Genomic DNA, 18,035 nt, shown 5'->3' with positions numbered 1-18,035 from the left:
ACCGCCCTTGGCAGCGGGTCATTGTCAGACCGTGCTGGAAGACTTTGCTTATGGAAGCGGTTCAGGGGCTGTCAGAGGCACTGCCAACAGCGCAGGTGGCGGGAAGCCCCGGGGTGCCACCGGTTTCTGGAGTCCTGTCCGTGGCTGACGTCTCGCGCTCCTTGTCTTCGGTTCCGGTTGCGGCTGACGGCCCCGGGATGATTGACCAGTTGCGAGAGCTTGAGGATCTGAAGTCCCTGGCGGCTGCGAAACAGGCCCGGATCGCTGTGGCTTTTGATCTATCCCAGCGGCGGGAGCAGGCCGCTGCCGGTGTCCCGGCCAAGGAACAGGGCGCCGGTGTGGGAGCTGAAATCGCGTTGGCGCGGCGGGAGTCCCCGGCCCGCAGCGGCCGGCTCCTGGGCCTGGCCAAAGCCCTCGGCACCGAGATGCCCCGCGCCCTGGCCGCCCTGGAGTCCGGGGAGCTGAACGAATGGCGCGCCACCCTGATCGTGAGGGAGACAGCGTGCCTGTCCGCCGAAGACCGGTGTGCGGTGGACGAGGAACTCGCCGCCGACGCCGGCACCCTGGCAGGGGCCGGGGACCGGGCCATCATTGCCGCGGTCCGGGCTGCCGCGTACCGGCGCGACCCGCACTCGGTGGCCAAACGCGCCAGTCATGCGGTGAACGACCGGACCGTGACGCTTCGCCCGGCGCCGGACACCATGGCCCGCCTGACCGCCCTGCTGCCGGTCGCGCAGGGCGTCGCCGTTTACGCTGCCCTGACCCGCCACGCCGACACCGCCCGATCAAACGGTGATGAACGCTCCAGGGGTGCGGTCATGGCCGACCAGCTCGTCGAAAACATCACCGGCACCCCCGGAGGGGTCAGCAGCATCGAAGTCCAGCTGGTCATGACCGACCGCACCCTCTTCCAGGGCGACAGCGAACCCGCACGGCTCGCAGGCTACGGCATCGTCCCCGCCCACTGGGCACGACAAACAGTCCTCGGAGAAGAAACTGACACCGCGGAGCCCACCACGTGGCTCCGCCGGCTCTACACAACCCCCGGCACCGGCGAACTCCTCGCCATGGATTCGAAAGCCCGGATCTTCCCTCCCGGGCTCCGCCGGTTCCTTCAGGTCCGCGACGACACCTGCCGCACCCCCTACTGTGATGCGCCCATCCGGCACCACGACCACATCATCCCCTGGCACCAGGACGGGCCCACCACCAGTCACAACGGCCAAGGCCTCTGCGAAGCCTGCAACCACACCAAAGAAACACCCGGCTGGACAGCCCGCACACTCCCAGGCCCCCGACACACGGTGGAACTCCAAACCCCCACCGGCCACACCTACCACTCCACCGCACCACCACCACCCGGCACGGGTACTCCGTCCCGCCGCCGTGAAAAACGCCCAAAGCACCTGCGGCAGGCCAAAGCACGCAAATGCGCGCGCCTCCGGCATTCCCTCGCGGCCTGAGGACAGAAGCCGCTTCGGGAGTATCGGCTGCCCGGGTTCCAGCTGACCCAACTGCCGATCCAACAGAAGGGAGAGAGAACTTCACCTGCCCACCCATCAGCGTGGAAGCGTAGAGTGGCCTAAGACGCCTGATTCTGGACGCCTTGCTGCTGAGGGAGAAATCGTGACGATTGATTGGGACGAGAAAAAGGCCCTGCTACAGGAACCGAACATTGCGAAGGTCACCCAGCTTTGCGATGAACTGATGGAGAAGAAGCCAGGGTCTGTCGTCCCTTATATCGACCCTGTGCACGACGAGGATGAGTGCCGGATCGTCAGCCTGCAGGTCAGCCCCGGCAAGGGCACCGTGTCCGGCTTTGTCTCGCACTACAACGACGATGAAGCCGCCCGCCGCGCCACCCAGATCTACGAGTTGGCCGAACTTGATCCCCGCTACGTGATGCCGTGGCACGCCTACCCCTGGGTCCGCGATGCCGATATGCCGTCCGCCCTGAACGTGCAGGAGAAAACTGACGGCCTCCGACCTTTCCGGCAGTTCCTGAAGATCAACTCCCGGGTGTCCGCGGTCATCGCCCACGGCACCGACGCTTCCACTTTCCTCACCCTCTTCGAGAAGACCTACCACCAGTCGCTGAAGAACAGCGGCATCAAGGTGTACAAGGCCACCGCGCTCGGAGGCCGGGCCTTCGCCGTCTCGGAAGCGAAGCAGGAAGAGCTCCTGGCCAAGAACGTGGACATCTACAAGGACGCCATGCAAAGGGCAGGAATCCAGCACCTCTAATATTCCGTCCAAGGCATGGATGTCATCGCTTGGCTGCTCGAGTCCGATCCAGCCCTCCGCTGGCAGGTCCTGCGCTACCTGACCGGCGCGGCACCTGAGACAGTGATTGCTGAACGGAACCTGGTTGCCACCAGCGGCTGGGGCGCCCGCCTTCTTGCGCTGCAGGGAGCAGACGGGCAATGGGACGGCGGCACCTACTGGCCGGACCATGACGACGACCCCCACGGCCAGCCTTGGACCGCAACCACCTACACCCTTCTGCTCCTGCGTGATTTCGGCCTGAACCCTGCCAGCCGGGAAGCCCGGCGGGCGGTCAGCCTGGTGAGGGACAACAGCCGCTGGGAGGAAGGCAACCAGCCTTTCTTCGACGGCGAAACAGAGCCCTGCATCAACGGCATGGTGGTGGGGCTGGGCGCCTACTTCGGAGAAAGCGTTGACACTGTGGTGGAGCGGCTGATCAGTGAACAGCTTCCCGACGGCGGGTGGAACTGCGAAGCAGAACGGGGATCCGTCCGTTCTTCGTTCCACACCACCATCTGCGTGCTGGAAGGACTGCTGGAGTACGAACAGGCCACCGGCGGGACCGGCTCATCACGGGAGGCCCGCCACCGCGGCGAAGAATACCTGCTGGAACGGAGGCTGCACCGGCGGAACAGCACGGGAGCGGAGGTCAATCCTGAATGGCTGCAGTTCTCCTACCCCACCCGCTGGTTCTACGACGTACTCCGCGGGCTGGACTACTTCCGCTCCGCCGTCGGCTCGCCCGACGAACGGCTGGAAGAAGCCGCAGAGGCAGTCCGCTCAAGGCAGCAGCCGGACGGCTCATGGCTGCTGGAAAACACCCACCCCGGCAAGGTGCACTTCGCGCTGGAGGACGGCGACGGGCAACCCAGCCGGTGGAACACCCTCCGCGCACTCCGGGTCCTCAAGTGGTACGGGGGCCACCAGAAGGGACCGGCCACTGAACCGGCTTAGCCCTCAAGCAGCCGCCGCCGGTGCTTCAACTCCTTGACCCATGCCCTGGTGACCATGTCCGGGAAGGGAGAGCCGCCGTCGTCCGTCCTTTGCCCGGACCCGCCCAGACCGCCGAAGGCGGTCCCGGACTCCAGGTCCGCCAGCAGCGGACCCGCCGCTTTCAGGGCAATCTCCACCACCTGGGCGGCCGCGCGCTCCGTCAGCCCGAGTCCCGTGGCCCAGCCCACGAAATGGCGGCGTGAGACGCCGGTCCGTTTGCCGTCCATGGCCAGCGCAAGCGTCTTGTCGCCGTAGACCACTGTGGAGGGAATGTCGTAGACCGGCGCGATGGTCCACTCCCCGGACGGTTGCTGGACCATGGACACGTTCTTGGCGTGCAGGTCACCGTTGCCGGCAAGCCATGCATAGGCTCCCTGGATGGCAAGGTTCCTCAGGGCAGGAAGGGGCGCAGCACAGTGGTCCGCCAACGCATGGCAGACCTGCCCGTAGCCCACGTTGCACTTGTCCGCCGGATAAAGCTTCAGCACCTGCGCCCCGTCCTCGACCGCCAGCCGCTGCACCCTGCCCGGCTGGCCCGCGCCCGTGGGAACCCGGTCGAAACGCTCAACCAGCAACCCGGGCCTGCCGGCAACGTCCCGGATCAACCTGACCTTGCCCAGCGGGATCCTGAGCTTGGCCGCGTAACGGAACATCACCAGCTCGTTCTCCACCACATGAGGAAATTCTGGAGCGTTGAGCTTAAGGATGAATTGCCGCCCGGTACCGGTCACAGGAACCGAGATCATGCCGGCGGAGAGCTTGTCCTGCACGCCGGCCAGGGCCACCGGGTCAATCAGGTCGGGGTCCCCCAGCAGCTGGTCGAAGTCCACCGGCTTTTTCGGATCGAGCCGGACCGCATGATCATCCGGGTCCAACGGCTCCCCGTGGCCCACGATCTGAACGTCGCCCACAGGATTCGCGCCGGCGGCGATGAGCAGGGACAGGTCGTCATCAGCGCTGGTCTTGATGGAACGCCGCAGCGCATTAAGCCGGCGGCCCTCAGGCAGCAGCCCGGTGAAATAGGGCGGCGCGGCCCCCGCGGCGGACAGCACCGGTTCGCGGCTGAGCGGCAGGGAAGTCGCGACGGCGGGCCCGGCCGCTTGGAAGTAGGCGGGCAGGTAGCTGAAGCGGGTACCGCCATCGTGCCGCTCCAACCGTGCTGCCAGAACGCCCACTTTGTAGATGTCCGCGATGCGGTGCCTCATTGTTCAGGGCTGTTCTCAGCCGGCTGCCCGGCCGCGCGGGCCGCCTGGCTGGTCCGTGCGGCGACCTTCAGTTCCAGGCCCAGTGTTTCAAGGACGGCGACCAGGGAATCCAGCTGGACGCTCGGCTTGCCCTGCTCGACGAAGCGGACAAAGCGCTCGGAGACGCCGGCCAGCTGGGCGAGATCGTGCTGCGTCAGGCGGAGGACTGCGCGGCGGGCGCGCACTTCGCCTGCCAGCACCGCTGCAAAGCCCTGGGCCATAGGACTCCCCTAGGTACGATCGTGCCGTTTCATGCTTAATGGCAAGTGTAACGACGGCCAAGGACCAATGACTAGTGGGGAATCGGCACGAACCTACCGATGTCGCAGCAGGGACTCCCCGCCGACTCCAAATCCGGCGCCCTCCGGCGCAGCCCCGTCAGCGCGCAGGCGCGTTCCATAGCAGATTAGTCCGGCAAGCCCAAGGTCGAGTTTTCAGCCCAGTTGACATAAGTTGGGTCGCATATGTCGCAGCTCACATCCGTGCGGGGGGTCAGGCAGCATCTTCGGTTGTCCTGAAACAGAGGCGGGCAGAACGCAGGCCCTCAACGAAAAGAGTATGGAACCAATGCAATCAATTCCTATGGCCGTGACGGACGACGTCGGCTGGCTCGCATCAATAGAAGAAGCGATCGATGCGGTGTTCCGCCCGGTCGCTGAGGTATTTTCGACGATCGTCTTCTTCCCCATCACGATTGGCGATGTCAGCTTCCCGGCTGTGGTGGCCTGGCTCATCGCCGCCGGTGTCATCATCAGCATCTACTTGGGCCTGATCCAGTTCCGCGGCCTCAAGGTGTCCTACGAAGTGGTGCGCGGACGGTACTCCGCCCACCACGATCCCGGCGAGGTGCCGCACTTCCATGCACTGACCTCCGCCTTGTCCGGCACTGTCGGCCTGGGAAACATCGCTGGCGTGGGCGCCGCCATGGCACTTGGCGGACCCGGCGCCACTTTCTGGATGATCCTGGCCGGCCTGCTGGGCATGGCTTCGAAATTCGCTGAGTGCACGCTCGGCGTCAAGTACCGCCAAATCCATGAGGACGGCACGGTAACGGGCGGGCCGTTCAAGTACCTGCCCGTCGCCTTCCATAAGTTCGGCAAATGGCCCGTGAAGATCCTCACCGGAATCTTCGCCGTTTCCATCCTCATCTTCGCGGTGGCCGGTGGAAACATGTTCCAGGCCAACCAGACGTTCGCCCAGATGCGGAACGTCACCGGCGGTGACGAAGGTTTCCTCGGCAGTGCCGGAGCGGCCCTGATCTTTGGCCTCATCCTCGCGGCACTGGTCGCCGCCGTAATCCTCGGCGGGATGAAATCCATCGGCGCCACCACCAGCAAACTCGTTCCGGCGATGGCAGCCGTCTACGTGCTTGCCTGCCTCTTCGTGATCTTCGTGAACATCGGCCAGGTTCCGGCCGCGTTCAACGCCATCATTACCGGCGCCTTCAACCCGTCGGGCATGGCCGGCGGCCTCGTGGGCGTCATGATTGTCGGCTTCCAGCGCGCAGCGTTCTCCAATGAGGCAGGCTTGGGATCTGCTGCCATCGCGCACTCAACCGTGAAGACCCGCCGCCCTGTCAGTGAAGGCTTCGTTGCCATGTTTGAACCCCTCGTTGACACAGTCATCATCTGCACCATGACCGCCCTTGCAATTGTTATCGCAGGTGCACCGAGTCTGCAGGCAGGCATCGACCAGGTGCAGGCCGGGGAGGGCGCACCCGACGGCGTCATCCTCACGTCCGACGCCTTCGCCACAGTCCTGCCCTGGTTCCCCGTGGTCCTGGCCGTAGCTGTGGCGCTGTTCGCCTTCTCCACCCTGATCACCTGGTCCTACTACGGCCTGAAGGCATGGGAGTACCTGTTCGGTCGCAGCAAGGCCTCTGAAATTTCCTACAAGTTCGTCTTCCTGTTCTTCACCGTTGTTGGAACCGTCCTGACGTTCGGACAGGTGCTGAACTTCGCCGATGCTGCCCTGTTCATTTGCGCATTCATTAACTTGCTGGGCGTCTACATGTTGCTGCCGGTGATCAAGCGCGAGATGAAGGCCTATCTTGCGGAGCGGAAACGCGGCGACCTTCACAAGCTGGGCGCTGAGATTGACGAGGTGGAGAGCCCCCGCTCCTAGCACTGGAGCATCAGTAGAGGGCTTCTTCCCTCCACCCGGAGGCCAGGGAGGTTGGCGCCGTCACGGCGCCAACCTCCCTTTTGCGTTGATCCGCATTGACACCGCGTGTGACGCCTGCCATATTTAAAGCGTGAACCTGTCAGACAGCCGGACAGCAGGACAGCCTGCACCCCTCGCGCGGCTCAGTGCCGCCGAAGCGGTCTTCAATGCGATCCGGCAGGACATCGAGTCAGGTGCCGTTCCCGTTGGCAGCAAGCTCAGCTCCGAGTCCACGCTGTCCCAGCAGTACGGGGTGAGCCGCTCGGTGATCCGCGAGGCCCTCCGCTCCTGCACGGCCCTGGGGCTGACCGTCACCAAAACCGGCAAAGGCACGTTCGTCGTGGCGGACAAGGTGGCCAACGACCTCTCCCTCGGCCAGTACTCAGCACGGGACCTCACGGAAGCCCGCCCCCACATCGAGGTTCCCGCAGCCGGCCTGGCCGCGGAGCGGCGCAGTGACGGGGAGCTGGAAACACTCCGCCACCTCGTGGCCGCCATGCGCACCGAAACCGATCCCGAATCCTGGGTTGCCCTGGATTCCAGTTTCCATGCAGCCATCGCCCGGGCCAGCGGCAACAGGGTGTTCGCCAGCGTGGTGGCGGACATCCGCGGCGCCCTGGCCCACCAGTCCGAAACCCTGAACATGGTGGCGGACAGGCAGCACGCCTCGGACATCGAACACCAGGACATCCTCGCCGCCATCGAGGCAGGCTCCGCCGAGGATGCACGCGCCGCGATGGCCCACCACCTGCAGGCCGTGGGCCTGGCCCTCGATTCCATCCTCAATACATAGCCCCGCCAAATCCAGCCAAGGAATCCATGCTTTCCCCTGCCCTTTCACCTGCACTCAGTGCTGCCGCCCTCCCGCAGCACACACCCCTGGTCGCTGCCACCCGCGACGGAATGGTGGAAAGCATCCACTACGGATCAGCCATCGCGCTGGACGCTGACGGCACCACAGTGGCAGCCGCAGGTGATCCGCTTGCACCGTTCTACCCCCGCTCCTCGCTCAAGCCGCTGCAGGCCGTGGCCATGGTCCGGGCCGGGCTCGAACTTCCCACGGAGCTCCTCGCCCTGGCTGCCGCAAGCCACTCCGGCAGCGCAAAGCACCGCCAGGGAGCCCTGCGGATCCTGGAACTGCACGGGCTCAGTGTCAGCGATTTCGAGAACAGCAGGGACCTCCCCTACGGCCCGGGCGAACGGGAGGAGTGGCTGCGCAACGGGGGCCGTTCCACCCAGCTCACCCAGAACTGCTCTGGCAAGCATGCCGCCATGGCGGCCACCTGCGCTATCAACGGCTGGCCGGTCAAGGGCTACCTGGATCCCTCGCACCCGCTGCAGCGGCTCGTGGCCACGACCGTCACCGAGCTCACCGGCGAAGAACCCCTCGCCCTCAGCACCGACGGCTGCGGCACTCCCCTGTATGCCCTGACCCTGCCGGGCATGGCCCGCGCCTTCGGTGCGATCGCCCGCGCCGCCGCGGACAGCAGCGGCAGGAACGACGACGACGGGCCGGCCCAGCTGGGCGCGGAAGCCGCCGTCGGCCTCGCCATGCAGCAGCACCCGGACATGGTGGCCGGGGAAGGCCGTGACGTCACCGAGCTGATGCGCCTGCTCCCGGGCGCGGTGGCGAAGGACGGCTTTGAAGGCGTCCAGCTGGTGGGCCTTGCGGACGGCCGCTCGGCAGCCGTGAAGATTTCCGACGGCGGCGACCGCGCCCGGATGCCCGCCACCGTCAAGCTGCTGGAGGCGCTGGGCGTGGACACCGCCCCGCTCGCCGGCATTGGAACGGCGCCCGTCCTGGGCGGCGGCCATCACGTGGGCCTGCTGCAGGCCACGGATTTCCTGACCCACACTTTCCCGTCCGCACCCGTCAACGAAGCCCTGTAAGGACACATGACCATCATCGATACCCCCGCCTCCGCAGCTGCAACCACACCTGCGCACACCCGGTCCGAGCACGACCTGCTCGGCGACCGCGACATCCCCGCCGTGGCCTACTGGGGTGTGCATACGCTCCGGGCCGTGGAGAACTTCCCCATCACCGGCCAGAAGCTGTCCTCCAACATGCACCTGGTCCGCGGCCTCGCTGCGGTCAAGCTGGCCGCCGCCCGCACCAACCGGGAACTGGGCCTGCTGGACGCGGAACGCTCGGACGCCATTGAGCAGGCCTGCCAGGACGTGCTCGACGGCAAGCTCGCCGACCAGTTCGTGGTGGACGTCATCCAGGGCGGTGCCGGGACGTCGTCGAACATGAACGCCAACGAGGTCATTGCCAACCGCGCCCTCGAAATCCTTGGCCACCCCAAGGGCGACTACGCCCGCCTGCACCCCAACGACCATGTGAACCTCAGCCAGTCCACCAACGATGTCTACCCCACCGCGGTGAAGCTGGGCACCATCTTCGCCGCGCGGGAACTGCTGGATGCCCTGGCTGAACTGGAGGAAGCCTGCGCAGCCAAGGCGCTGGAATTCCGCACGGTGGTGAAGATGGGCCGCACGCAGCTGCAGGACGCGGTGCCCATGACCCTGGGGCAGGAGTTCGGCAGCTACGCCATCACCATCGGCGAGGACCGGCTCCGCCTGGCTGAAGCAGATCTGCTCATCCACGAGATCAACCTCGGCGCCACCGCCATCGGCACCGGCCTGAACGCCCCCGCGGGCTATGCGGAAGCTGCCTGCCGGCACCTCGCCGAAGTGACCGGCCTGCCGCTGGTGACCGCGCCGGACCTGATCGAAGCGACCCAGGACGTTGGCGCCTTCGTGCACCTGTCCGGCGTGCTTAAGCGGGTGGCCGTGAAGCTCTCCAAGATCTGCAACGACCTGCGCCTGCTCTCCTCCGGACCGCGCGCCGGCTTCGGCGAAATCAACCTGCCGGCCGTCCAGTCCGGCTCGTCCATCATGCCCGGCAAGATCAACCCGGTGATCCCGGAAGTGGTCAGCCAGGTGGCCTACGAGGTCATCGGCAACGACGTCACCATCACCATGGCGGCCGAAGCCGGGCAGCTCCAGCTGAACGCGTTCGAGCCGGTCATCGTCCACAGCCTCCACAAGAGCATCTCCCACCTGGAAGCCGCCTGCCGCACCCTGACGGCGCGCTGCATCCGGGGCATCACCGCGAACACCGAGCACCTGCGCCGCACAGTGGAGCAGTCAATCGGCCTGGTCACAGCCCTCAATCCCCATCTGGGCTACGCCACCGCCACCGCCATCGCCAAGGAAGCACTGGCAACCGGCAAGGGCGTGGCCGAACTCGTCCTGGAACACGGACTCCTCACCAACACGCAGCTCCAGGAACTCCTCAGCCCTGAGCGCCTCGCCAACCTGAGCAAGTAATCCCCCATGCCAACGGATACCCCTAGGACCCCCATGTCTAATCCCACGCTCCCTGACCACGTGATCGACGGTGGTCATGCCCATGCTTCTGAGTCGGCGTTGCATGCCGAGGACCAGGGCTACCACAAGAATTTGAAGCCCCGGCAGATCCAGATGATCGCGATCGGCGGCGCGATCGGTACCGGCCTGTTCCTGGGCGCCGGCGGCCGGCTGAACGCCGCGGGCCCGTCCCTGGTGATCGCCTACGCCGTGTGCGGGTTCTTCGCGTTCCTGATCCTCCGCGCCCTGGGCGAACTGGTCCTGCACCGGCCATCCTCGGGCTCGTTCGTCTCCTACGCCCGTGAATTCTTCGGCGAAAAAGCCGCGTTCGTCTCCGGCTGGTTCTACTGGATCAACTGGGCCACCACCACCATCGTGGACATCACCGCCGCCGCCCTCTACATGAACTTCTTCGGCAACTACATCCCCTGGATGGCAGCCGTCCCGCAATGGGCCTGGGCCCTGACCGCCCTCATCGTGGTCCTCGCCCTGAACCTCGTCTCGGTCAAGGTCTTCGGCGAAATGGAATTCTGGTTCGCCCTGATCAAAGTCGCAGCCCTGGTCATCTTCCTCATCGTCGGCACCTACTTCGTCATCTTCGGCACCCCCGTCGAGGGCCAACAAGTCGGCCTCAGCCTCCTGACGGACAACGGCGGGATCTTCCCCAACGGCCTGCTCCCCATGATCATCCTCATGCAGGGCGTCCTCTTCGCCTACGCCTCCATCGAACTCGTCGGCACCGCCGCCGGCGAAACCGAAAACCCCGAAAAAATCATGCCCAAAGCCATCAACTCCGTCGTCTTCCGCATCGCCGTGTTCTACGTCGGCTCCGTCATCCTCCTGGCCCTGCTGCTGCCCTACACCTCCTACGAAAAAGGCGTCAGCCCCTTCGTGACCTTCTTCGGCTCCATCGGCATCCAGGGCGTGGACGTCATCATGAACCTCGTCGTCCTCACCGCCGCCCTCTCCTCCCTCAACGCCGGGCTCTACTCCACCGGCCGGATCCTGCGCTCCATGTCCGTCAACGGCTCCGCCCCCCGCTTTGCCTCCCGCATGAACAAAGCCGGCGTCCCCTACGGCGGGATCGCCATCACCGCCGGCGTCTCCCTCCTCGGCGTCCCCCTGAACTACCTCGTCCCCGCCCAAGCCTTCGAAATCGTCCTCAACGTCGCCTCCGTCGGCATCATCATGACCTGGGCCACCATCGTCCTCTGCCAGATCCAGCTCCACCGCTGGGCAGACAAAGGCTGGCTGACCCGCCCCTCCTTCCGCATGATCGGCGCCCCCTACACCGGCTACCTCTCCCTCCTCTTCCTCGCCGGCGTCCTCATCATGGTCTTCATCGAATCCCCCCTCACCATGCTCGTCACCGCCATCGCCTCCATACTGATGGTGCTCGGCTGGTACGCCTGCCGCACCCGCATCCGCGACATCGCCCAAACCCGCGAAGGCCACACCGGACTCTCCCCCGTCATCGCCAACCCACCAGCAACCACCTTCATGAAATAGCCCCGCTTTAACGTTCGACGGCGGCACCCGGGTTCTGTGGCTGCAGAACCCGGGTGCCGCCGTCGGGGTTTAACGAAAGGTCCGGCGTTGGCTACTTCCGCGAAGGTTTGACCACCATCGCCGATCCACCGCCGCGGCGCGTCGGTTCGGCGACGGCAGTGACCTTCTTCCCGTCCTCGCTGAACTCGATGGCCGTCGCTGCGCCGATCTCCGCTGCAGAGGTGAACGCATCACCGGCCGGCACCAGCTTGTGGCCATACTTCGTCCCCAGCGTCGGGAAGGCGTCGATGAACGCCGGCTCGGCCGTTACGTTCGCGGTGTTCCGCTGGGACGCGCGCGGGGCGGCGAGCGCCTCCTCGATGGCCATGCCGAGGTCGATGCGGTTGATCAGCGTCTGCAGCACCGTGGTGATGATGGTGGAGCCGCCCGGAGAGCCAAGGGCCAGGAACGGCTCGTCGTCCTTGAGCACGATGGTGGGTGACATGGAGGACCGCGGCCGCTTGCCGGGCTGGATCCGGTTGGGATCTGTTTCGCTGAACACGGGCGAAAAATCGGTGAGTTCGTTGTTCAGGATGAACCCGCGGTCCGGCACAACGATTCCCGATCCGCCGGTCTGCTCGATGGTCAGGGTGTATTCCACCACGTTGCCCCACCTGTCCGAGACCGTGAGGTTGGTGGTGTTAATGTTCTCGGTGTCCTTCTCATCGGCGAGTGCCGCGGGCTCAATGTCACAGGTGCCGTCGTAGTCCGCTGCGTCACCTGCCGCCACAGGCTTCGTTGCTGCCTGGAGCGGGTCGATTTCACAGGCCCTCTCCTTGCCGAAGACCGGATCCAGGAGTTTTTTGGTGGGAACCTTGACGAAGGCAGGGTCCCCCACGTACTTGGCGCGGTCCGCGAACGCCAGCGCAGTCGCCTCGAGATAGTGGTGCAGGGCGGCAGGCTGGTCTTTCTTCAGGCTTGGAAGGTCGAAGACCTCCAGGATGTTCAGTGCCTCTCCCACGGTGGTGCCGCCGCTGCTGGAGGGCGCCATGCCGTAGACGTCGTAGCCCCGGTAGTTCACATGGGTGGGGTCCTGGTCCAGTGCCTCGTAGTCGTCCAGGTCCTCGGTTGTCATCACGCCTGCGGGGCCGGGCAAAGCATCCGTTCCGGGCGCTGAGGGGGCGTTCCGCACTGTCCGCACAATGTCCTCGGCCAGTTTGCCCTCATAGAAGGCGTCCATGCCCTTGCGGGAAAGAAGCTTGTACGTTTCGGCCAGGTCCGGGTTCTTGAAGACAGTTCCGACGGCCGGAGGGGCGCCACCGGGCAGGAACAGCTCCCTTGTTGCCTCGAACGGAGCAAAACGGTCCTGGTTGTCCGCCGTTTGCTGGCGGAAGGTCTCGTCCACCAGGAACCCGTCCGTGGCCACGTCTATGGCGGGTTCCAGGACGTCGTCGAGGCTGAACCGTCCCCAGCGCTCCAGAGCCCGCTCCCACGTGGCCGGTGTTCCCGGGACGCCCACAGAGATTCCGCTCGTGGCCTGCTTCTTGAACGCATACGGCTTGCCGTCGGCCGGATTGATGAACGCGTCTGTTGGCATCGCCGCCGGGGCAGTCTCCCGGCCGTCGATGGTACTGACTTTTTCCTTCTTGGCGTCGTAGTACACAAAGTAGCCGCCGCCCCCGATCCCGGCGCTGTACGGCTCGGTGACGCCCAGTGTTGCGGCCGCGGCGACTGCTGCGTCGACGGCGTTGCCTCCCTTGCGGAGGATCTTGATGGCGGCCGCGGATGCGTCCAGGTCGACGGTACTGACGGCACCGCCGTAACCGGTCGCGACCGGGGTCTTTTTCATGTCGTCGCCCTGCCCGGTACCGGCAGATGCCGGGCTGGTCAATGCACCGGTGGTCACGCTCATCGCCAGCGCTGCAGTGACCGCAGCGAACCGGCGTCCCAGATATGGCATGGTTGCTCCTGAAAAGGGTGCGAGTGAGGTGGATCACACGCTACTCCTCCCGTAATGGACACTCAACGCTCCCGCCTACCCTTGCTGCCTCGGTAGCATGAAAGCCACTGCCGGCAGTTGCACCACCACTACGGGCCCCGTCCGGGCCGGGGAAACGAGGTACCTCATGTCAGGATCCAAACTCGCCGTTGTGGGAGCCGGGAGTGTGGGAACCTCCCTTGCGTACGCCGCCCTGATCCGTGGTTCGGCCAGCAACATCGCCCTGTTCGACGTCAATGCCGCCAAGGCTGACGCCGAAGTGCTGGACCTCGCCCACGGCACCCAGTTCGCTGCCGCCGCTGCGTCCATGACGGGCGGCGGCGACATCGCCGTGACGGAGGGCGCCGACGTCGTGGTCATCACGGCCGGAGCCAAGCAGGCGCCCGGCCAGACCCGGCTGGACCTTGCCGGAACCAACGTGCGGATCCTGGAAGAGCTCATGCCCCAGCTCCTCAAGCACTCCCCCGATGCTGTCTACGTCCTGGTCACCAACCCCTGCGACGTACTCACCGTGGCAGCGCAGAAGATCTCCGGGCTCCCGGCGGGGCGCATTTTTTCCTCCGGCACTGTCCTGGACACCTCCCGGCTGCGCTGGCTGCTGGCCCGCCGGGCGGGAGTGGCCGTGCCCAGCGTCCACGCCAGCATCGTGGGCGAGCACGGGGACACCGAATTCCCCGTGTGGTCCACGGCAACCATCGGCCCCATCCCGGTCCGCGACTGGACGGTGGAGGGGGAGCGCGTCTTCACCCCCGAATACCTGGCCGAGACGGCACGCGAAGTGACGCAGGCGGCATACAAGGTCATCGCCGGCAAGGGCGCAACCAACTACGCGATCGGCCTCTCCGGCGCACGCATCGTGGAAGCCCTGCTCCGCGATGACAAGGCGGTGTTGCCGGTGTCCACGGTGCTGGACGGACAGCATGGGATCTCCGGGGTTGCCCTTTCCCTGCCGAGCGTCGTGGGGCGGGGCGGTGTCCACACCGTGCTGGAAATGCCCATGGACGACGGCGAGCTGGCAGCCCTGCAGCATTCCGCCGACACCCTGCGGCACACGCTGGGCACCCTGGGCATCTGAGCGCCTCCGCCGGCACCCGGCCGGCCGTCATGCAACGCCCCCGCAACTCTTCTGCCCCGGCTGATCGCCTATGCTCAGCAGAGCGCTGCACTTCGGTGCTCTGCAGAGTACAGCGACGCAGTTCAATGACGAACGACTTGGGAGACACGCATGACCAACTGGCGCATCAGGGATTTCCATTCGGCGGACCTGGACGGGATCCTGCACCTGTGGGAAAGCCTCAAGGCAAGCAATGTGGAACCTGTCTACGCCCTCTCCGAGGTACTGGCCTCCTGCGAGAAGGACCATGCCGTGGTGGCGGTGCAGGGCGAGCAGGTGGTGGGGGCCGCCGTCGGACGCGCCGCCCACGACCAGGGCTGGATCGTCTTCCTGGCCACGCTGCCCGAATACCGCGGCCGCGGGATCGGCACCTCGCTGCTCGCCGCCGTCGAGAACCGCATGGCACCCCACGGCCTCAACAAGCTCTCAGCCCTCATGCCGGAGTCCGAAACCCGGGTGGAAGCGTTCCTCAGCCGGGGTTTCGCCCTGAAGAAGAACCTGCGCTACTTCGAACGCACCATCCCCGTCCAGCGGCAGGAACTCGGTGCGCTGGGCCAGCTCGGTGGACGCGTCCTGGCCCGGGATCTCTGGGAAAACGTGGCCGGTATGCGCAAGGAAAAGGAACTCCTGGAACGCCGCCTGGTCCTTCCGCTCGCCGAAGCGGACCTCGCCGACGAGTTCGGCGTGGTCCCGCCGCGCGCCGTCGTCCTTTTCGGCCCGCCCGGCACCGGCAAGACCACCTTCGCCAAAGCCATCGCCTCCCGCCTGGAATGGCCGTTCGTCGAGGTGTTCCCGTCCCGGCTCGCGGCCGACCCGCAGGGCCTGGCCGGGGCCCTGCGCGAGACGTTCCTGGAGATTGCCGAACTTGAGCACGCCGTGGTGTTCATCGACGAGGTGGAGGAGATCGCGTCCCAGCGCTCCGGTGAGCCGCCGTCCCCGCTGCAGGGCGTTACCAACGAGCTGCTCAAGATCATCCCGGCCTTCCGCGAACAGCCCGGCCGCCTGCTGGTCTGCGCCACCAACTTCATCCGCGCCCTGGACTCCGCTTTCCTGCGCCATGGCCGCTTCGACTACGTCATTCCAATCGGCCTTCCGGACAGGCAGGCCCGCGAAGCCATGTGGCAGCGCTTCATCCCCGCGCCCGTGGTAGACACCGTGGACGTGGAACTGCTCGTGGAGCGGACCGAGGGCTTTTCCCCAGCGGACATCGAGTACGCCGCGCGCAGTGCGTCGCAGCGGGCGTTGGAGAACGTGGTCTACGGCAAGGACGACGACGGCGGGCTGGGCTCCGGAGGCCCGCTTTCCGTCCGCGGGGCGGTGCGGAAGGGCCCGTCCACCGAAGACTACCTGGACGCCATCGCTGACACCCGGACCACCGTCAGCGCCGAAGTGCACCAGGAGTTCCTGGAGGACATCGACGCCCTGGGCCGCGTCTAGGACATAACTTTCGGGCGGGAACGGCGGGGCGTAATCTTTGACCCATGTCCTCCAATCCCCTCCGTCATGCCATGGCGCGCATGGGCGGCCGAGACCCGCACGAGGCACACCGGGCCGCCACTCCGCTTGAACTCTTCTTCGACCTGACCTTCGTCATCGCCTTTGGGGTTGCAGGCAGCCAGTTCGCCCACGAGATCGCGGAAGCCCACGTCCTGGCCGGGCTGCTGGGCTTCTCTTTCGCGATGTTCGCCGTGATCTGGGCATGGATCAACTTCACCTGGTTCGCCAGCGCCTATGACACGGACGACTGGATCTTCCGCGTGGTCACCATGATCCAGATCGTGGGGGTCCTGGTCCTGGCGATGGGGATTGAGCCCATGTTCCACTCGCTGGTGGAGGGCGACCATGTGGACAACGCGGTGATGGTGGGCGGCTACGTGGTGATGCGGCTCGCCCTGGTATCGCAGTGGCTCAGGGCAGCCCGGCAGGACCCGGCCCGCCGTGAAACGTGCCTCCGCTACGCGCGGTATCTCGCGCTGGTGCAGCTGGGGTGGATCGCGGTGGCCGTGATCGAGGCTGACGTGCCCACCACGCTCATCATGATTGCGCCACTGATCGTCCTCGAAATGGCCACCCCCTTCGCCGCCGAACGGAAAACCAGGACACCCTGGCACGCGCACCACATCGCCGAACGGTACGGCCTGCTGGCCATCATTGCCCTCGGTGAGTGCCTGATCGGCGCCATCGAGACGCTCCGGGCCATCGTGGCCAACCACGGCTGGAGCGTCGACGCGGCGCTGGTGGGTTTCGGCGGGACGGCTCTGGCATTTGCCATGTGGTGGATCTACTTCATGCTGCCGGCCGGACGGGCCCTGCACCTGCGCCGGCACCGGTCCTTCCTCTTCGGCTACGGCCATATCCCCATCTTCGCCGCCATTGCGGCCACCGGCGCGGGCCTGCACGTCGCCGCGTACTACATTGACCACGAAACCCACATCAGCGCAGCCGCCGCGGTGGCCAGCATCGCCATCCCGGTGGCACTGTTCAAGGGCTCCGTGACGTGGCTGTACAGCATCATGGTGGGCCCGGACCGCACGGTGATCACGGTTGCCGGCGGCGTGCTGGCCGCCATGGCCGCTTCAGTCGGACTGGCTGCGGCGGGCACATCGGTCCCCGTCTGCCTGCTGGTCATTGTGCTGGCGCTCGGCGCCTCCATCGTGATCGATGACCGCCGCGGGTCCGGCCGGCTGCATCTTGCCCTGCAGAAGCTGGAAGCAGCAGCTACCGCTCCCCGGGGGATGTAGCGCCGGGAGCCTCACTGCCGGCAGCATCCCGCTCCGGCGCAGCAGGACCGCCGTCGTCGTAGGACAGGTTCTCGTAGTCCGTGGTGTCCTCCTCGTCCAACCGGTCATCCAGTTCCTCCAGCAGCCACGGATTCACGCGGGCCAGGATCTTCCGGATCTCCTCAACCTCGACGGCGGCGTACAGCACCGGGCGGGCGTCCCGGTACTTGGTGACAGGCGGCCTGTCCGGCCATTTGTCCGCCAGCGCCTGGACGCGCTCAGGCAGCGAGTTGTGCGCGTTGTCCGCGATCTTGACCAGGGCGGCATCGTGGTCTTCGGCGATCTCGTGGATCCCTGCCTGGTAGTCGTCCGGGTTGCTGTGCAGCCGGTTGGTGACCCGTTCAATGATTTCAACGGCCCGCTCGGATACCCCCATGTCCAGCAGGGCCTGCCGGGTCATGGGGGTGTCCTCGGCGATGTCGTGCAGGTAGCCGGCGATCCGGATGTCGTCGTCGAAGTCAGCCAGCGCGTCCCCCACGGCGAGGACATGGTCCTTGTAGGGCCTTTTCAGCTTGTCCTTCTGGCGGTTGTGGGCCACCTCGGCCAGGACCTTCGCGGTCTCTACAGTGAATGAGGGCGCCGGGGTCTGCTCCGCAGCATGCTGGTCTGACATG

At 66.0% G+C, this 18,035-nt stretch carries 15 protein-coding genes; 11 read left to right on the top strand and 4 right to left on the bottom strand.

What is annotated here, in order from left to right; genetic code table 11:
* Positions 1-50: 50 nt before the first annotated feature.
* The 3 genes from AC6CHP_RS19360 (at position 51) to AC6CHP_RS19350 (ending at position 3,219) form a co-directional block, all read left to right on the top strand.
* On the top strand, positions 51-1,463 hold the full coding sequence (locus AC6CHP_RS19360; RefSeq protein ID WP_188732426.1) for an HNH endonuclease: 1,413 nt from the start codon (positions 51-53) through the stop codon (positions 1,461-1,463).
* Positions 1,464-1,626: 163 nt separating this feature from the next.
* Positions 1,627-2,244, top strand: coding sequence for a uracil-DNA glycosylase family protein (locus AC6CHP_RS19355; RefSeq protein WP_104189932.1), 618 nt, complete (start codon positions 1,627-1,629; stop codon positions 2,242-2,244).
* A 15-nt stretch (positions 2,245-2,259) separates the two neighbouring features.
* The gene (locus tag AC6CHP_RS19350; protein ID WP_188732425.1) at positions 2,260-3,219 is read left to right on the top strand and encodes a prenyltransferase/squalene oxidase repeat-containing protein; all 960 of its coding nucleotides are present in this window, start codon (positions 2,260-2,262) and stop codon (positions 3,217-3,219) included.
* On the opposite strand, the gene AC6CHP_RS19345 is transcribed toward AC6CHP_RS19350, so the two are convergent.
* Both AC6CHP_RS19345 and AC6CHP_RS19340 read right to left on the bottom strand, forming a co-directional pair.
* Positions 3,216-4,463: a type II toxin-antitoxin system HipA family toxin gene (locus AC6CHP_RS19345; RefSeq protein WP_498231678.1), complete on the bottom strand. Its 1,248-nt coding sequence runs from the start codon at positions 4,461-4,463 to the stop codon at positions 3,216-3,218. The two genes, AC6CHP_RS19350 and AC6CHP_RS19345, sit on opposite strands and share 4 nt — an antisense overlap.
* Positions 4,460-4,723: a helix-turn-helix transcriptional regulator gene (locus AC6CHP_RS19340; RefSeq protein WP_188732423.1), complete on the bottom strand. Its 264-nt coding sequence runs from the start codon at positions 4,721-4,723 to the stop codon at positions 4,460-4,462. The genes AC6CHP_RS19345 and AC6CHP_RS19340 overlap by 4 nt, the downstream gene beginning before the upstream one ends.
* A 346-nt stretch (positions 4,724-5,069) precedes the next feature.
* Between AC6CHP_RS19340 and AC6CHP_RS19335 the strand changes: the two genes are divergently transcribed.
* The 5 genes from AC6CHP_RS19335 (at position 5,070) to AC6CHP_RS19315 (ending at position 11,549) form a co-directional block, all read left to right on the top strand.
* Entirely contained in the window at positions 5,070-6,626 is a 1,557-nt protein-coding gene (locus AC6CHP_RS19335) for an alanine/glycine:cation symporter family protein (protein ID WP_188732422.1), read from the top strand.
* A gap of 130 nt (positions 6,627-6,756) precedes the next feature.
* On the top strand, positions 6,757-7,458 hold the full coding sequence (locus AC6CHP_RS19330; RefSeq protein ID WP_188732421.1) for a FadR/GntR family transcriptional regulator: 702 nt from the start codon (positions 6,757-6,759) through the stop codon (positions 7,456-7,458).
* A gap of 26 nt (positions 7,459-7,484) precedes the next feature.
* Positions 7,485-8,555: an asparaginase gene (locus tag AC6CHP_RS19325; protein ID WP_188732420.1), complete on the top strand. Its 1,071-nt coding sequence runs from the start codon at positions 7,485-7,487 to the stop codon at positions 8,553-8,555.
* A 6-nt stretch (positions 8,556-8,561) separates the two neighbouring features.
* Entirely contained in the window at positions 8,562-10,001 is a 1,440-nt protein-coding gene (locus AC6CHP_RS19320; protein WP_498231674.1) for an aspartate ammonia-lyase, read from the top strand.
* 33 nt (positions 10,002-10,034) lie between these two features.
* On the top strand, positions 10,035-11,549 hold the full coding sequence (locus tag AC6CHP_RS19315) for an amino acid permease (protein WP_498231672.1): 1,515 nt from the start codon (positions 10,035-10,037) through the stop codon (positions 11,547-11,549).
* Positions 11,550-11,640: 91 nt separating this feature from the next.
* Here the strand turns inward: AC6CHP_RS19315 and ggt are convergent, their stop codons facing one another.
* Positions 11,641-13,488: a gamma-glutamyltransferase gene (gene ggt / locus AC6CHP_RS19310; protein ID WP_498231670.1), complete on the bottom strand. Its 1,848-nt coding sequence runs from the start codon at positions 13,486-13,488 to the stop codon at positions 11,641-11,643.
* Between the two features lie 166 nt (positions 13,489-13,654).
* On the opposite strand from ggt, the gene AC6CHP_RS19305 reads away from it, so the two are divergent.
* The 3 genes from AC6CHP_RS19305 (at position 13,655) to AC6CHP_RS19295 (ending at position 17,382) form a co-directional block, all read left to right on the top strand.
* Positions 13,655-14,602: an L-lactate dehydrogenase gene (locus AC6CHP_RS19305; RefSeq protein ID WP_188732450.1), complete on the top strand. Its 948-nt coding sequence runs from the start codon at positions 13,655-13,657 to the stop codon at positions 14,600-14,602.
* Positions 14,603-14,752: 150 nt separating this feature from the next.
* Positions 14,753-16,078: an ATP-binding protein gene (locus AC6CHP_RS19300; RefSeq protein ID WP_188732451.1), complete on the top strand. Its 1,326-nt coding sequence runs from the start codon at positions 14,753-14,755 to the stop codon at positions 16,076-16,078.
* A gap of 44 nt (positions 16,079-16,122) precedes the next feature.
* On the top strand, positions 16,123-17,382 hold the full coding sequence (locus AC6CHP_RS19295; protein ID WP_498231667.1) for a low temperature requirement protein A: 1,260 nt from the start codon (positions 16,123-16,125) through the stop codon (positions 17,380-17,382).
* On the opposite strand, the gene AC6CHP_RS19290 is transcribed toward AC6CHP_RS19295, so the two are convergent.
* Positions 17,360-18,034 (bottom strand): HD domain-containing protein, encoded by a 675-nt coding sequence (locus tag AC6CHP_RS19290; protein WP_498231665.1) that lies wholly within the window; start codon positions 18,032-18,034, stop codon positions 17,360-17,362. The genes AC6CHP_RS19295 and AC6CHP_RS19290 overlap by 23 nt on opposite strands.
* Position 18,035: the final 1 nt, after the last annotated feature.

The organism is Pseudarthrobacter sp. GQ63 (genome assembly GCF_059758765.1).
This window is presented reverse-complemented; position numbering and strand designations above follow the sequence as displayed.

Coding starts and splice junctions, on each gene's coding strand:
- AC6CHP_RS19290 (WP_498231665.1), bottom strand. CDS start 18,034: ATGTCAGACCAGCATGCTGCGGAGCAGACCCCGGCGCCCTCATTCACT.
- AC6CHP_RS19300 (WP_188732451.1), top strand. CDS start 14,753: ATGACCAACTGGCGCATCAGGGATTTCCATTCGGCGGACCTGGACGGG.
- AC6CHP_RS19320 (WP_498231674.1), top strand. CDS start 8,562: ATGACCATCATCGATACCCCCGCCTCCGCAGCTGCAACCACACCTGCG.
- AC6CHP_RS19305 (WP_188732450.1), top strand. CDS start 13,655: ATGTCAGGATCCAAACTCGCCGTTGTGGGAGCCGGGAGTGTGGGAACC.
- AC6CHP_RS19340 (WP_188732423.1), bottom strand. CDS start 4,723: ATGGCCCAGGGCTTTGCAGCGGTGCTGGCAGGCGAAGTGCGCGCCCGC.
- AC6CHP_RS19345 (WP_498231678.1), bottom strand. CDS start 4,463: ATGAGGCACCGCATCGCGGACATCTACAAAGTGGGCGTTCTGGCAGCA.
- ggt (WP_498231670.1), bottom strand. CDS start 13,488: ATGCCATATCTGGGACGCCGGTTCGCTGCGGTCACTGCAGCGCTGGCG.
- AC6CHP_RS19360 (WP_188732426.1), top strand. CDS start 51: ATGGAAGCGGTTCAGGGGCTGTCAGAGGCACTGCCAACAGCGCAGGTG.
- AC6CHP_RS19315 (WP_498231672.1), top strand. CDS start 10,035: ATGTCTAATCCCACGCTCCCTGACCACGTGATCGACGGTGGTCATGCC.
- AC6CHP_RS19325 (WP_188732420.1), top strand. CDS start 7,485: ATGCTTTCCCCTGCCCTTTCACCTGCACTCAGTGCTGCCGCCCTCCCG.
- AC6CHP_RS19350 (WP_188732425.1), top strand. CDS start 2,260: ATGGATGTCATCGCTTGGCTGCTCGAGTCCGATCCAGCCCTCCGCTGG.
- AC6CHP_RS19295 (WP_498231667.1), top strand. CDS start 16,123: ATGTCCTCCAATCCCCTCCGTCATGCCATGGCGCGCATGGGCGGCCGA.
- AC6CHP_RS19335 (WP_188732422.1), top strand. CDS start 5,070: ATGCAATCAATTCCTATGGCCGTGACGGACGACGTCGGCTGGCTCGCA.